The 14,517-nt window shown below is 71.0% G+C and carries 10 protein-coding genes; 2 read left to right on the top strand and 8 right to left on the bottom strand.

What is annotated here, in order from left to right; translation table 11 throughout:
• Positions 1 to 298 precede the first annotated feature (298 nt).
• The 3 genes from ACSHT8_RS34360 to ACSHT8_RS34350 all read right to left on the bottom strand — a co-directional run bounded on the left by ACSHT8_RS34360 (position 299) and on the right by ACSHT8_RS34350 (position 8,254).
• Positions 299 to 1,837, bottom strand: coding sequence for an AMP-binding protein (locus ACSHT8_RS34360; RefSeq protein ID WP_436496204.1), 1,539 nt, complete (start codon positions 1,835 to 1,837; stop codon positions 299 to 301).
• A gap of 50 nt (positions 1,838 to 1,887) precedes the next feature.
• On the bottom strand, positions 1,888 to 2,319 hold the full coding sequence (locus tag ACSHT8_RS34355; protein ID WP_436496202.1) for an OsmC family protein: 432 nt from the start codon (positions 2,317 to 2,319) through the stop codon (positions 1,888 to 1,890).
• A 121-nt stretch (positions 2,320 to 2,440) separates the two neighbouring features.
• Positions 2,441 to 8,254 (bottom strand): ExeM/NucH family extracellular endonuclease, encoded by a 5,814-nt coding sequence (locus ACSHT8_RS34350; protein ID WP_436496200.1) that lies wholly within the window; start codon positions 8,252 to 8,254, stop codon positions 2,441 to 2,443.
• A gap of 195 nt (positions 8,255 to 8,449) precedes the next feature.
• Between ACSHT8_RS34350 and ACSHT8_RS34345 the strand changes: the two genes are divergently transcribed.
• The gene (locus tag ACSHT8_RS34345; protein ID WP_436496198.1) at positions 8,450 to 8,674 is read left to right on the top strand and encodes a hypothetical protein; all 225 of its coding nucleotides are present in this window, start codon (positions 8,450 to 8,452) and stop codon (positions 8,672 to 8,674) included.
• Here ACSHT8_RS34345 and ACSHT8_RS34340 read toward each other — a convergent pair.
• Positions 8,668 to 10,242, bottom strand: a complete 1,575-nt coding sequence (locus tag ACSHT8_RS34340) for a GMC family oxidoreductase (protein ID WP_436496196.1) — start codon at positions 10,240 to 10,242, stop codon at positions 8,668 to 8,670. The two genes, ACSHT8_RS34345 and ACSHT8_RS34340, sit on opposite strands and share 7 nt — an antisense overlap.
• A 95-nt stretch (positions 10,243 to 10,337) precedes the next feature.
• Between ACSHT8_RS34340 and ACSHT8_RS34335 the strand changes: the two genes are divergently transcribed.
• Positions 10,338 to 10,934, top strand: a complete 597-nt coding sequence (locus tag ACSHT8_RS34335) for a cysteine hydrolase (RefSeq protein ID WP_436496194.1) — start codon at positions 10,338 to 10,340, stop codon at positions 10,932 to 10,934.
• On the opposite strand, the gene ACSHT8_RS34330 is transcribed toward ACSHT8_RS34335, so the two are convergent.
• The 4 genes from ACSHT8_RS34330 to urtE all read right to left on the bottom strand — a co-directional run bounded on the left by ACSHT8_RS34330 (position 10,921) and on the right by urtE (position 14,439).
• The gene (locus ACSHT8_RS34330) at positions 10,921 to 11,940 is read right to left on the bottom strand and encodes a fatty acid desaturase family protein (protein ID WP_436496192.1); all 1,020 of its coding nucleotides are present in this window, start codon (positions 11,938 to 11,940) and stop codon (positions 10,921 to 10,923) included. The two genes, ACSHT8_RS34335 and ACSHT8_RS34330, sit on opposite strands and share 14 nt — an antisense overlap.
• A gap of 108 nt (positions 11,941 to 12,048) precedes the next feature.
• Positions 12,049 to 13,005 carry a cell division protein ZapE gene (zapE, locus tag ACSHT8_RS34325; protein ID WP_436496190.1) on the bottom strand — a complete coding sequence of 319 codons (957 nt, stop codon included), beginning with the start codon at positions 13,003 to 13,005 and terminating at the stop codon, positions 12,049 to 12,051.
• A 64-nt stretch (positions 13,006 to 13,069) separates the two neighbouring features.
• Positions 13,070 to 13,753: a GntR family transcriptional regulator gene (locus tag ACSHT8_RS34320; protein WP_436496188.1), complete on the bottom strand. Its 684-nt coding sequence runs from the start codon at positions 13,751 to 13,753 to the stop codon at positions 13,070 to 13,072.
• Positions 13,753 to 14,439, bottom strand: a complete 687-nt coding sequence (gene urtE, locus ACSHT8_RS34315) for an urea ABC transporter ATP-binding subunit UrtE (protein WP_436496186.1) — start codon at positions 14,437 to 14,439, stop codon at positions 13,753 to 13,755. The genes ACSHT8_RS34320 and urtE overlap by 1 nt, the downstream gene beginning before the upstream one ends.
• Positions 14,440 to 14,517 lie beyond the last annotated feature (78 nt).

Here is a 14,517-nt window from a genome sequence, read left to right as displayed (position 1 = left end):
CTGGACACATCGCGGTTCGGCGCCCTGGCCAGGGGCCGCCGTCACGGAGCTCGGCGAGAAGGAGGTCGCCGTCGCCTGCGCCGCGAATGATGGGGGTGTCGGCGGCTACGGGCAGGGCAGCAGCTCCACTGCGTACGGGTGCTGCTGATTCGTTGCGCGCCGGCGGGTTCGGCGCTCTGCGGCTGGTCTTGTCGCTTGCGTGGAGGTTCGGTGTCATCACGACATCGAGATTAGGTGAGCCGCGTCGTGGTCACATCGGTCCAAAGTCGATGATCACCTAGGTCTTTGGTCGTAGGACCTAGTTGACGCCGCGGTCGAAATTCTCCCAGTAAGGCTGGCGTAGTTTGAACTTCTGGATCTTGCCGGTGGCGGTCCTGGGAATCGAGTCCCTGAACTCGACGGTGGTGGGGGCCTTGTAGCCGGCCAAGCGCTGCTTGCAGTGAGCGATGATCTCCTGTTCAGTCACCGATTCGCCCTCCGCCAGCACCACCAAAGCCTTGATCGTCTCCCCCCACTTCTCATGGGGCACACCGATCACAGCCACCTCCGCGACCGCCGGATGATTGAAGATCGCGTCCTCGACCTCGATCGACGACACGTTCTCACCACCCGTGATGATCACGTCCTTCTTGCGGTCCGAGATCGTCAAATGGCCCTCATCATCCAGAGAGCCGCCATCCCCGGTGTGGAACCAGCCATCCGCCAACGCCGCCTCGGTCTCCGAAGGCTTCTCCCAGTAGCCCTCCAGCACCACATTGGACCGAGCCAGCACCTCCCCCGACTCCGCGATGTCCAGGCGGACCCCCAGGGCGGGCATCCCGGCCCGAGACAGCTTCCGGGCACGTTCCGAAGCGGGCAAGGCGTCGTCGGCCGGGCGGGTTCGGTTGAAGGTCAACAGTGGTGACGTCTCCGTCAAGCCATAGATCTGCATGAACTCCCACCCGAGTTCCTCGCCGACCCGCTGAATCGTCCGACTCGGCGGCGGCGCCCCGGCACAAACGATGCGCACGCGGTCGCGGCCCGGGATCTCGCCTTCCCACGAGGCCGCCGCGTCGAGGACCGCGTTCCACACCGCGGGGGCGCCGCACATCAGCGTGACCCCGTGCGCCTCGACGCGGCGCAGGATCTCCGTGCCGTCGACCTTCCGCAGTACGACCTGTTTCGCGCCGACGCCCGCCAGGACATAAGGCATGCCCCAACCATTGCAATGGAACATCGGCAGGGTGTGCAGGTACACGTCCCGCTCCCACACCCGCGTATGCAGGCCGAAAGTCAGGCCGTTGACCCAGATGTTCCGGTGCGTCAACTGCACACCCTTGGGCCGGGCAGTGGTGCCCGACGTGTAGTTGATCGTCGCGGTCGCGTCCTCGTCCGGGGCGGACCACGGGCGGGGCTCGACCCCGGGACGCATCACGGAGGTCTCGGTCTCCTCGCCCAGGACGAACCGGTGGCGGGCGGTCACGCCTGCGAGCGAGGAGTCCAATTCGGGATCGACCAGCAGCACCGAGGCGCCGCTCTGGTCGACGATGTAGTCGACCTCGTCCGGGCGCAGGCGGAAGTTGACCGGCACGCAGATCCGCCCGCTCATCGGCACCGCGAACAGCAGTTCCAGCAGCCGCGCCGAGTTGTGGCTGACCACCGCGACCCGTTCGCCCTCGCCGACGCCCAGGGCGTCCAGGCCCGCCTGCCAGGACCGGACGCGCTCGCCGAGCGTGCCGTAGGTCGACTCCGGGACCACCGCGGCGGGCTGGTCCGGCTCGTCCACCACCCCGGGGCTGTCGGCGAACCCGAGTTGGGCCCGGTCGAGGAAATCGGCCACGGTCATCGGTACCCGCATCGCACCTCCCGATCAGCGATCGCGTCCCACGCTACCCGCGGGTCCGATCCCTAAGACAGAGCCGCGTCGAGTTCGATCGTGGTGCCGGTGAGCGCGGCGGAGACCGGGCAGGTCTGTTTGGCCTGCTCAGCGATCTCGGCGAAATCGTCGGCCGAGATGCCCGGGACGACTGCCCGGACCGTCAACACGATCCCGGTGATCGCGTAGCCGCCGCCCGAGCGGCCGAACGTCACCTTGGCCGAGGTCTCGATCGTCTCCGGCGGGGTGCCCGCGCGGGCGAGCAGGGCGGAGAACTGCATGCAGTAGCAGGACGAGTGGGCCGCCGCGATGAGTTCCTCCGGACTGGTGACGCCGTTGGGCTCCTCGGTCCGCGCGGGCCACGACACGTCGAACTCGCCGATGCCCGAGCTTTCCAAGGTCACCTTGCCTGACCCGCTGGCCAGGTCGCCGGTCCACCGCGCGGTCGCTTTGCGGTCGGTCATGATGCCGCTCCTCTCAAGGCTGACTGGCACCACTCTCACACCAGCGCGCCCGCTCAGCGACTCGGGCGGAACGCGAAGCGGCCCGGTGTCCGAAGCCACCGGGCCGCTCGCACTCACTCGATCAGCGCAGCGTGAACTTCACCGGCACCGACTGAGTCGGCGCGTTCGGGTAGCTCACCGACACCGTGGCGGTCACCTGGCCCACCGGGCGCTTGGCCGTGTCCCACACCAGGCTGAACGTGTTGGTGTACGGGTCGAACGACGGCCGGGTCGCCGGGAACGACTGGACCCCGCTGCCCGACACCGTCACGCGCCCGCTCGCCAGCAGCAGCGCCGAGGCCAGTGCCGGGAGCGGCTGGCCGGAGGCCGAGGTCAGCTGGAACCTGACCGGGATCTTCGACCCCGCCGGGTAGGAGCCGTTCGCGGTCGGCGACAGGATCTTGATGCCGACCTGGACGTACTGGGTCAGCGATCCCGTGCTCGCGGTGAACGACGGCGAACCCGAGTACGCCGCGGTCACCTGGTGCGCGCCCAGGGTCACCGCGACGACGGGCGGGCTGACGGCGGTGCCGTCGACCAGGGCGACCGGCCCGCCGATGGTCTCCCCGTCGACGCTGAACTGGACCGTGCCGGTCGGGGTCAGCGGGCCGGACACGGTCGCGGTGAAGCGGACCGTGGTGCCCGTGACGGCCGGGTTCGCCGACGACGTGACGACAGTCGTGGTCGCCGCCGCGCCCACCGCCACCGTGTACTCGCGGGTCGTGCTCGACACCGCGTTCTCGGCCTTGATCGTGAACGTGTACGAGCCCGCCGTGGTCGGCGTGCCCGCGACAGTCGCGCCGGTCAGTGACAGGCCCGCGGGCAGCGAGCCCGCCGACACCGACAGCGTCACCGGAGCCCCGCCGGTCACCTGGACCGCCGCCGAGTACGCCGCGCCGACCGTGCCGCCCGGCAGCGTGCCGCCGAGGGTCACCGGGTCGATCACGTCGAACGTGGCCGCCGCCGAGACCGAGCCGAGCACGTCGGTGTTGCCCGAGTACTCCGCGGTCACCGAGCGGTTGCCCGCGGCCGGAGCCGACACGACCAGGCTCGCCGAGCCGCCCGACACCTCAGCCGACCCGAGAACCGTCGAGCCCTCGCGGAAGGTCACCGTGCCGGACGCGGCCGCAGCGGCGGACACCGTGGCGGTCAGCGTGACCGAACCCCCGGTGGCCACAGGCGACGGACCCGCCGTCAGGTCCACAGTGGACGCCGCACGCGCGACAACGACAGTGGCGGGCGCCTCCGTCACCCCGTACGCGCTGGTCGCGCGCACGGTGAACGCGAAGCTGCCCGCGCTCGTCGGCGTGCCGGTAAGGGTGCCGTCCTCGTCGAGGAACACCCCCGGCGGCAGCGAGCCCGCGGCCAGCGTGACGCTCGCCGGGCCGCTCAGCGTGAACCCGAACGAGTACGGCTGCCCGACCGTGCCCGCGACCGGCGACCCGGAGATCACCGTGGGCACGCCAAGCGCGATGCCGACCAGGACCGGGTCGTGGTCGCTCGTGCGGAACCGGTCCGGCGCGTACAGCGACGCGAGCTGGCCCGCCGATTTGAACTCGGTGTTGTAGTCCAGCACCGAGGGCTCGTCCGCGTTGTTGTGCGCCTCGCCCGCGCCGGTCACCTGCGCGGTGAGCGACGGCGAGGCCAGCGCGTAGTCCAGGTAGCCCCACTGCCCGTCGAACACGTAGGAGTAGGTCTCCGGGCCGTGGTACGCCTTGGCCAGGTTGGTGTAGCCGGCCGACTCGAGCACCGCGATCGGGTCCTCACCCGCGTACGAGTTGAGGTCGCCGACGATCAGCACGTCCGAGTCGCCCGCGCCCGGCTTGACGACCGAGTCAAGCCAGCTCGCGAGTTCCTGCGCCTGCTGGGTGCGGCGCGGGTTCCAGCAGCTCTGGCCGTCGCCCTGGTCGGTGTCCGGACCCGAGGTCGGGCAGGAGCCCTTGGACTTGAAGTGGTTGGCCGTCACGCTGAACCGGGCCCCGGCCGGGGTCTGGAACGTCTGCGCGACCGGCCGCCGCTCGAACACCGGGTTCTGGTTGACGAACGACGCGCCCGTCACCGGGGTCACCCGGTCCGCGCGGTAGAGCAGCGCGGTCTTGATCGCGTCGGTGCCCGCGACGTCGACGACACCCGTGGCGGCGTCGAAGTCGACGAAGCCCCACGAGCCGGGGCCGTCGGCGGCGTTGAGCGCGGCGACCAGGGCCTGGATGGCGCTGCCCGGGCCGTAGCCGTCGTTCTCCAGCTCCATCACGCCGGTCACGTCGGCGTCCAGGAACCGCAGCGCGGCGACCTCCTTGGCCAGCTGGCGCTGGTACTCGGTGTCGTTGTTCGCGCCGCGGCAGTCGGCCGGACCGCCCTGGGTGCCGAACTTGCAGCCGGTGAAGGTGTTGAAGAAGTTGAGCAGGTTGGCGCCGGTGACCTTCACCGAACCGGTGCCGGTGTCCGGCCGCGTCGTCGGCCGCGGGTTGGCCGCGTCGAACACGGCCGTGCCGCCGAGGGCGTTGAGCGGACGCAGGCGGTAGGCGTTGCCGCTGGCCGCGTTGCCTGCCCACGTGTAGGTGAGCACGCCGACCGCGTCGGTCAGGGTGTCGCCGCCGCGCAGCGTGTTGGCCGCCGACAGCGGCTGACCGGCCCGGCCGAACACGATCGGGTCCGGGTTCTGGCCGTTGGTGGCGTCATCGACGATCAGGCGGTTGAGGTTGTTGGCGTTCTGCTGGGCGGTGACCGCCGCCGTGTCCGTCGCGCGGATGATCGACGTCGGCTGCGGCAGCTTGCCGCCGGAGGACACCACGACCTGGCCGAACCGGCCGAGCTGGAAGTGCTCGGTGACGGTCACGGTCTGGTGGAGCCGGACGAGCATGCCCTCGTACGGCTCCAGGTCGCCCGCGGTCGCGCGCGGCAGGATCAGATCGGTCGGGGTGACCGCGCCCTGCCGGTTGCACGACTGGATGCCGGACGCCGACGAGCTGATCTGCGTCTGCCCCTGGAACTCCGCGACCGCGCCGGTCACCTGGACGACGTCGCCGAGGGAGACCAGGTTGGCGCCGTTGTCGAAGACGAACACGCCGTCGGAGGTCGCGCCGTCGTGGTCGCCCGTGTCCTGCAGGTAGAAGCCGCGCAGCGCGGGCTGGGCGCCTTCGTTGTCGCCGACCACGGTGCCGCGGACGGTGACGGTCTGACCCGCCTTCGGGCTGACGTCCGTCGTGCCCTGGACAGAGCCGATCGTGCTGACGCCGGAGGTGCAGGCCGGGCCCGCGCCGACGGCGACGACAGCGCTGATGGACTTGCGCTGGGCCTGCGGCAGTTCCTTGGCGATCGTGCCGTCGCCGTAGAAAACGGTGTCACCGGAGTCGGCCAGCACCTGCACCGACGACGTGTCGGTCAGCGGCGCGGGCACGTCCACGATGGCCTCGGGCTTGCCGGTGGCGGCGACGGCGTCGAGCGACCCGGCGCGCGGCAGCGGCTGGTGGGTGGCGTCGCCGTCCCACGAGTAGAACTTGTACTCGCCCGCGGCGCCGGTCCCGGCGTCGGACGGTCCGGCGATGATCAGGTACTCGCCTGCGGTGTTCTTGCGGATCTCCCGCACGCCCCGGCCGCCGAGGTCCCAGCGCAGCGCGGTGCCGAACGACGCGGTCACGCCGGTCGTCGGGTTGGCGGCCACGAGCGCGGCGATGTTGGTCACCGGGACGACGATGGCCTTGTTGTCGCTGGTCAGCGGGCCGCGGAAGCCCAGGAGCAGGCTGCCGTCGGCGGCGAACTCGGCGGCTTCGATGTTGACGCCGGTCGGGCCGCCCAGGCCGTCGCCCTCGGGGGCGCGGGTCGCGGCGGCGGCGATGCCGAGCGCGTCGCCGTTGGCCTGGTCCCACGCGATCAGGTCGTCGCGCAGGAGCTGGTAGCTGCCGCCGAGCGAGAGCGACGCGCCAGTGCCCGTGCCGCTGACCGTGGTGGTGAACAGCTCCTGGCGGTTGAGGCGGGTCTTCGCCGAGGAGTTCTGGCCGTGCGAGCCGACCCAGTAGATGGTGTCGCCCTGGCGGGCGGCGGCCTCGATGTCGATCTCGCGGGTCACGTCGGCGTCGCGCAGGGCGAGGCCGGCCGCGCGCACGTCGAACGCCTGCGCCGGGTAGCGCGAGTGCTCGCGGTCGTAGACGCGGAGCACGTTGGTCTCGTCGTCGGCGACGACCATCGCGCCCGCGCCGAGGTCGATCGCGGTGCTGGCGTCGCTGGCGCCGTAGTGGTTGTGCGTGCCCGCGGGCAGCGCGGCCGAGACCGACACGGCGAAGGTGGTCGCGCTGGTCAGCGCGCCATCGGAGACGGTCACGGTCAGGGTCGCGTGACCGACGCCGACCGGGTTGACCGTCAGCGTGCGGGGCGTGCCGGTGCCGGTGGTGCCACCGGTCGCGACGGCCGGGTTGCTGCTGTCGACGGTGACGGTCAGGCCGCCCGCCGGGGTCTCGGCGTCGGCGATGTCGACGGTGCGCAGCGCGGGCGGGTTGTCCGGATCGCCCACGGTCAACGCGAGTTCGGCGACGGGCACCGGGCCGATGGTCGGGGCGGTGTTGGTGCCGCCGTTGATCGTCACCGCGGCCGTGCGGCTGTCGACCTGGCCGCCGGGGCCGGTGACCCGGACCCAGTACGTGGCGGGCGCGGTCAGCGCGGGCGTGGTGTACGAGTCGGCGGTGGCGCCCGAGATCGGGTTCGCGGTGTCGCCCGCGGTGCCGGTGTACCACTGGTAGGCCAGCGGGCCGGTGCCGGTGGCGGCGACGGTCAGCGTGGCCGACGCGCCGCTCGCGATCGCGGCGTCCTGCGGCTGGCCGACGATCGACGGCGCGGTGACCGAAGAGGACGGTGCGAACGCGACGCCGCGGAAGGCGGTGTTGGCCGACGCGGTGCGCAGCACGGTGCCGGTGGCCGCGATCGGCGCGGCCGATGCCGCGGTGTCCTCGACGCGGACCAGCGAGGCCGCCGTCGCGCTTGTGGTGGCGAACAGGGAGACGGTCGAGCCGGTCACCGTGCCGGTGAGGCCGCGCACGCCGCTGTTGGCCGGGCGGAACGCGCCGCGCGCGGTCCACGTGGTGCCGTCGAACGAGAACTTGACGATGCCGCCGTTGGGCGCGGCCGAGTCGTCGGCGACATAGAGGGTGTCCACGCCGGACACCGCGGGGTCGCGGTCCAGCGCGACCACGGCGTACGGGCTGGGCACGGCCGCGACCAGGGCCGGGGTCTGTCCCCCGGTGGTCGGCAGGCCGGTGCCGACGGAGTAGACGCCGGTGGTGCCGCTGCCGGTGGAGACGAACAGCTGTCCACCCGCGACGGTCGCCGCGCGGATGTTGGTGGGCGCGGCGGTGTTGATCTGGGTGGTCGTGGTCGCGCCGTTGGCGGCCAGACGCACGCCGCCGTTGGCCCCGACGGCCCAGTGGCGGCTGCCGTCGTCGCTGGCCACGCCGCGGATGTTGTTGCCGCTGAACGCGTCGGTGATGGCGGTCGAGCTGTCGACGTTGCCGTCGACGTCGACGCGGGCCACCACGCGGTTCGCCACGGCGGAGGTCGTGCCTGCGATGCCCGCGAGACCGGGGTCGGCGTCGTAGCCGCCGAGGGTCAGGTAGTGGCCGTCCTGCGACAGGGCGAGCGCGCCCTCGGAGGTCGCGGAGCCGCTCATGGTCACCCGGCGGTTCGCGCCCGACACCGAGGTGGGCAGCGGGACCGAGCGGACGAGGTCGCCGCTGGGGGTGAACTCGTCGAGGAAGACCGGCGTCGCGGCGTTGGTGAGCGCGGCGTCACCGGTACCGACCCGGGCGACGACGACGTTCCCGGGGGCGAACGAGGCCGCGGTCGCGGCGGGGGCGGTGAGGAGCACGACCGACGGGACCACCGCCATCGCGGTGACCACCGCGGCCACGATGGGCCTGATGGGTCTAGCTGGGCGCGAGCGCAACGGGTCTCCAAAGGACGGCGGCGGGGACTGGCCGACCGTAGGCATCCGGGCGCGTTTCCGGTAGACCCGTTTGGGCAACGTTCAGCGAGCTGACATTCCCCGATGATGAAGACCCCTGCCCCCTACTGGCCGTGTCATCCCCGGGGATGAGGCCGACGGGTGTCCGAACCCGACCTGCGGCCGATGAAAGCGCAGGTCAGCGGGTGCGACCGTGGACTGGTCGATAACCACCGGACTAAGGACACCGACATGGTCGCCATCCCCCTGACCCGAACCGCCGCCCAGCCGCACGACGGAGCGCTGATCACCGCCACGCGTTTCCTGGGCAATCTGGTGGTGGCGGCGCTGAGCGTGGTGCTGATGGGCGAGCACGCGTCTCACTGAGTGATCAGGTGGGCGCAGTGTTCGCCGATCATCATGGCTGGGGCGTTCGTGTTGCCGCCGACGATGTCCGGCATGACTGAAGCGTCGGCCACCCGCAGGCCCTCGATCCCCCGCACCCGCAGCTCCGGGTCCACGACCGCGCGCTCGTCCACACCCATCCGGCATGTCCCGACCGGGTGATAGACCGTCGTGGCCCGATTGGGCAGCTCACGCGCCATCGCGGCGTCGTCGGCGAACTCAGGACCCGGTGACAGCTCACCGTCCAGATCACCGGCGATGGTCTTGTGGGCCATCACCTCGCGGACCAGTTTGATGCCCTCCATCAGCAGATCCGTGTCGCGCCGGGAGGTCAGGTAGGCCGGATCGATGATCGGGGCGGCCGTCGGATCAGCCGACGCCAGGCGCAGCGTGCCGCGGCTCTCGGGATAGACCAGGGTCGGCATGACCGTCAGCGCGGACCGCTTGTCCACGGCGTGGCGGATCGGGGCGTCCTGGTTGGGGAACGGGTACGACCACGGCAGCGCGAGCAGCTGGATGTCGGGCACCGAAGTTCCGCGCGAGCTGTGCACCCAGCCGACCGCCTCGAACACGGTCCGCCCCATCCACGTGTCGCCGCGCAGGGCCTCCTTGACGGCGCCCGCGGCGAAGTAGGGCGCGGTGCCGCGGTGGATGGCCTTCTTGGTCAGGAACGTCATCGGGACGAAGAGATGGTCGTGCAGGTTGTCGCCGACCGGCAGGTCCGCGCGGACCTCGATGCCGTGCGACCGCAGGTGCGCCGCGGGACCGACACCCGACAGCATCAGCACCTGCGCCGACCCGAACACCCCCGCCGCCAGCACGACTTCCCGCGATGCGCGGATGACTTCGCCGCCCACCAGCTCGACGCCGGTCGCCCGGCCGCCCTCGATGACGACCCGCGACACTGTCACCCCGGTGCGCACGGTCAGGTTCGGTCGCGGCGCCAGGTAGCCGATCGACGCGCTGTAGCGCAGGCCGCGGTCGATGTTCTGCTGGACGAAGCTCGCGCCTTCCTGGGTCTCGCCGTTGTAGTCGTCGTTCTTCTTGACCCCGGCGGCCGCGCTCAGGGCCTCGACGAACGCCTCGGCGGCCGGGGTGACGCCCTGCTGGCGGGTCACCTTGATCGGCCCGCCCGCGCCGCGCAGGTCGGTGGGGCCGTCCGCCCAGTCCTCCATGCGTTTGAAGCTGGGCAGGACGTCGGCGAATGACCAGCCCGGCAGGCCCCAGTCGTCGTAGTTGCGGCGGTTGCCGCGCACGAAGATCATCCCGTTGACCGAGCTGGACCCGCCGAGCACCTTCCCGCGCGTCTGCGGGATGCGCCTGCCCAGCGCGGCGGTCTGCGGCGCCGAGTAGTAGCCCCAGTCCAGGCGCTTCTTGAGCTGCGGCACGTTGTGGAAGACCGCGATCATCCCGGGCTTGCGTACGAACATGTTCTTGTCGCCCGGACCGGCTTCCAGCAACACCACCTCGGCACCCGACTCAGCCAGCCTCCCGGCCACCGCACATCCCGCGCTACCTGCACCAACAATGACGTAGTCGGGATAGTTCATGGGGCCTACCTCGCTGCCTGGGAGCCGACGGACCTCCCCGCACTTTAGAACACGTTCTAATTCAGCGGAAGGGCCCGTCTGGCAAGATCCCCACCATGACGATCGAACCTCCCCGCACCGCGGTCCTCGCCCTGCACTGGCAGGTCAACGTGATCAAACCGGAAGGCTTCTTCGGCGGGATGCTCGCCGAACCCGTCGCGGCCAGCGGCGTCGTCGGCCGCGCCGCCGCGTTCCACGAGCAGGCCCGCGCGGCTGGACTGCTCACGGTCTTCACCCGGTTCACGATCCCCGACGACGAGGGTCAGTTAGTGCGCAACACGGGATTCATGACCGCGGTCGGCGAGGCCCAGGACGCGTTCCGGCCGGACGCGCACGGTGCCGCGCTGATCGAGGAGATGCGCGACCAGGCCGACCACGTCGTGGACAACCAGAAGCTGTCCGGGCTCGCGGGCAACGACCTGCTCGTCTGGTTCGGCAAGCACCGCGTCAACAGGCTGTTCATCACCGGCGTCGCCACGAACCTCACCGTCGAGCAGACCGCCCGCCACGGGACCGACCTCGGCCTGACGGTGCACGTCATCCGCGACTGCGTCGCCGCCGCCACTGAGGAAGCCCACCTGGCGTCGCTGGCCAACCTCGACCTGGCGACCGCGGGCTGCCTCAGCGCCGATGAGGCACTCAGCTCGCTTTAGCCCGCAGCGGCGCGCCCGCGTCGTGCAGGGCACGCAGGACGTCGCCGTAGGACGTGAGGAAGTCCGTGTGCGTGTAGGACACGTCGCGGCCCTCGCAGAACAGCTGCACGACCGGCTGGGCGTGCCGCAGACTGACGCTGGGCATGCTCGGGAACAGGTGGTGCTCGATCTGGTAGTTGAGTCCACCCAGCATGATGTCGACCCAGCGGCGGCCGAGGATGTTGCGTGAGGTCAGCACCTGCTTGCGCAGGAAGTCGAGCTTCTCCCCCTGCGGGATGATCGGCATGCCCTTGTGGTTCGGCGCGAACGACATGCCGAGGTGGATGCCCATCAGGCCCTGGTGGATCAGGATGAACAGCACGGCCTTGCCCGGCGACAGCACCAGGAACACCGCGGTCAGGTACCAGGCCACGTGCGCCGCGAGCAGCGCGATCTCCCGCTTCAGCCCCTTGACCGTGCCCTCGACGGCGGCCTCGATGCCCGCGCTCTTGAGCAGGACGGCCTGCGTCATCAGCAGCGGGATGAACAGGTACGCCTGGTACGCCGCGATCCAGCGCAGCGGACCGGTCTTGGTGCGGGCCTGGTCGCGGCTGAACGCCAGCGCCGGGATGTCGATGTCGGGGTCCTCGTCCTCGTGGTTCGGGTTCGCGTGGTGGCGGTTGTGCTTGCCGACCCACCACTGGTAGCTGATCCCGGTGACCGCGCCGCAGCCGTACCCGACCCAGTCGTTGCGCTTCTTGGACGTGAAGATCTGCCGGTGCCCGGCGTCGTGGCCGAGGAAGGCGAACTGCGTGGTCACGAAGGACGCGGCCACCGCGAGGAACAGCGACCACCACGAGTCGCCGACCCAGACGAACCCGACCGCGAGCACGGCCAGGGACAGCACGGTCAGCCCGATGCGGGTCGCGTAGTAGCCGTAGCGGCGGTCGAGCAGCCCCAGCTCCTTGATCGAGCGGGCGAGCACGGCGAAGTCACTGCCGCGGCGCTCGGTCAACATTTCGGTCATGTGGGGCAGCCTCCGGTGTCGGCGCGTTTGAGGGGACAGTAGGTGCTCCGCCACCCCCGACCGCACAACGACCGTGAAACCCCTGGCGACATTTGGGCGCACTTTGCGCTAGAGGAGCGCGAGCCTGCTGGCCGTTCTGGCGAAGTCGATCGGGACGCCCGACGCGACCAGTGCGGGCCACGGTTCGGCCCCGATGAGGACCAGCGTGGCGTCGCGGTCGCAGAGGACGTCGACGACGTTGGCGAAGCGTTGGGTCGAGTCGCGGTCGTCGAGCCTGGGCAGGCCGGAGATGACCCAGCGCGGGTAGGTCTCGACGAGGGCGAGGTAGTCGACCGTCGAGGTCGGGGTGGCGCAGAGTTCGGCGAAGTCGAACCAGACCAGGTCACCGCGGACGGCCTCGGCACGCAGGTGCCGACCTGTGACGACGCGGCGTTCGTCGGGGCGCGGGCGGGTCAGGCCGAGCTCGCTCAGTTGGGCGTCGGTGCCGGGCCACAGGTAGCGGCCACGCTCGAAGTTGGAGCGCGGGACGGCGGCGTGGTCGGTGCGGTAGTCGTGGTCGCCCGCCAGTTCGACCACGTCCATCCTGGCCTCGATCAACGAGATCAGGGGCTCGGCGAGGTGGTGGTAGAGCGGGTTGGGCATGAGTCCCGACGGCGGATAGTTCGACGTCGTCAACAGCGCGATACCCCGGTCGAACAACGCCTTGACCAGGGCGGCGGCCAGCATCGCGTCGCCGGGGTCGTGGAGGTGGAACTCGTCGAAGCAGACGAAGCGGCACCGGCCCAGCAGCTCGGCCACGGCGTGGTCGACGGCGCGTGGCCGGTGGCGGTGGCGGGCGTAGGCGGCGTGGAACTCGCGGTAGAACTCGTGGAAGTGGAACCGCCGCTTGCGCGCGCCCACGGCGTCGAACAGGACGGTGGTGAGCCAGCTCTTGCCGCGCCCGACCGGACCCCACACGTACACGCCACCATTCAGGTCTCCGCCGAACCGAGCGAGCCGGTCGGCCACCCGGCGCTGGTCGGCGTCGAGGGTGAAGCCCGCGCGGGCGGCGGCGTCGTCGAACATGACCGCCACCCTCGCAGAGGACGACCACCGGCCGGGTCGGCCCACCCGCCCGCGGTGTCGCCGGTCACCCGATGGTCGGTCCGTGGCTGTTGCGGGCGGTGAGCGCGCGGGTGGCCCGTTCGACGACGATCTCCAGCGACGCGCCGATGTGTTCGTGGAGGAGGCGCAGCGCCTTGTCCAGTTCGGTGGCCTGGACGCGTTCCATGATCTCGATGTGCTCGGCGATAGAGGTCTCGATGCGGCCCTCGATCAGGAAGTCGTACATCCGCACAGCGCGGATCCGCCGGGTGACCCCGCCCAGCGCCGACACCAGCTCGGGATTGCCCGACGCGGCGAGCAGCGCGGTGTGGAACCGCTCGTCCTCGAGGACGAACTCCGGCGCGGGCGCGGGCGGGTCGGCGCGCAGTGCGTACCAGTGGTCGAGTTCGGTGGCGAGCGCGTCCGGGTCGTGCCGGACCTGCGGGTTCTCGATCGCGCGCGCGATCCCGCGCAGTTCCACGGCGATGCGCAGTTCGTAGAGGTCGCGGATCGTGGCCATGCTCGGCACCACCACTCCGTAGCCGTAGTCGGCGCGCTGGACCAGGCCGTCGGCGACAAGCCTGGCGAGGGCCTCGCGGACCGGGGTGCGGGACACGCCGAGCCTGGCGGCCAGCTTCGGCTCGGTGACCCGGTCGGCGGCGGCCCACTGTCCACCTAGGACTTCGTCGCGCAGGGTCAGGTAGACCTGGTCGCGCAGCGGACCGCCCATCAGATCGCCATCGCCGCGCGGATGTCGCCCGCCGCCTCGGCCCCGGCGCTGCCGGACGCGGTCACCCTGCCCGCTTCGAGGACGTAATAGCGGCCTGCGGCACCGATCGCGAAGCCGACGTGCTGCTCGACGAGGAGGACAGCCAGGTCCTCGGCGAGGGTCGTGATGGTCCGCTCGATCTCGGCGACGACGGTGGGCTGGATGCCTTCGGTGGGCTCGTCGAGGATGAGCAGCCGCGGCCGGGTGATCAGCGCCCGCGCGATGGCGAGCTGCTGGCGCTGGCCGCCGGACAGCAGCCCCGCCCGCCTGCCCATGACCTGCGCCAGCGCCGGAAACCGGTCGACGGCGTCGGCGATGCCCCGCTTGCCGGTCTTGGCCGCGTCCGCGACGAGACGCAGGTTCTCGTCGACGGTGAGCTGGGGGAAGCTCTGCTGGCCTTGCGGGACGTAGGCGAGCCCGCGTTTGACCCGCTCGTGCGGCCGGAGGCGGGTGACGTCGGCGCCGTCGAACAACACCGCTCCCGCCGTGGGCCGCAGCAGGCCCGCCGCGGCACGCAGCAGGGTGGTCTTGCCTGCCCCGTTGTGGCCCATGACCGCCACGACGGCCCCGGCGGGCACCTCGACGCTCACCCCGTGCACGACCGTCGTGCGCCCGTAGCCGACGTACAGGTCCCGCAACTCCAACATCACGCCTCCACCCAGTCCGTCCCGCACTCCCGGCGCGACGCCCCGATCCGACAAACCGACAACTCACTTGTTGAACAA

The organism is Actinokineospora sp. HUAS TT18, assembly GCF_051364635.1.
GTDB lineage: Bacteria > Actinomycetota > Actinomycetes > Mycobacteriales > Pseudonocardiaceae > Actinokineospora.
The sequence above is the reverse complement of the archived record's forward strand: the minus strand, read 5'-3'. Positions and strand labels throughout refer to the sequence as shown.

Coding starts and splice junctions, on each gene's coding strand:
- ACSHT8_RS34355 (WP_436496202.1), bottom strand. CDS start 2,319: ATGACCGACCGCAAAGCGACCGCGCGGTGGACCGGCGACCTGGCCAGC.
- ACSHT8_RS34340 (WP_436496196.1), bottom strand. CDS start 10,242: ATGAACTATCCCGACTACGTCATTGTTGGTGCAGGTAGCGCGGGATGT.
- urtE (WP_436496186.1), bottom strand. CDS start 14,439: ATGTTGGAGTTGCGGGACCTGTACGTCGGCTACGGGCGCACGACGGTC.
- ACSHT8_RS34360 (WP_436496204.1), bottom strand. CDS start 1,837: ATGCGGGTACCGATGACCGTGGCCGATTTCCTCGACCGGGCCCAACTC.
- ACSHT8_RS34335 (WP_436496194.1), top strand. CDS start 10,338: ATGACGATCGAACCTCCCCGCACCGCGGTCCTCGCCCTGCACTGGCAG.
- ACSHT8_RS34320 (WP_436496188.1), bottom strand. CDS start 13,753: ATGGGCGGTCCGCTGCGCGACCAGGTCTACCTGACCCTGCGCGACGAA.
- zapE (WP_436496190.1), bottom strand. CDS start 13,005: ATGTTCGACGACGCCGCCGCCCGCGCGGGCTTCACCCTCGACGCCGAC.
- ACSHT8_RS34330 (WP_436496192.1), bottom strand. CDS start 11,940: ATGACCGAAATGTTGACCGAGCGCCGCGGCAGTGACTTCGCCGTGCTC.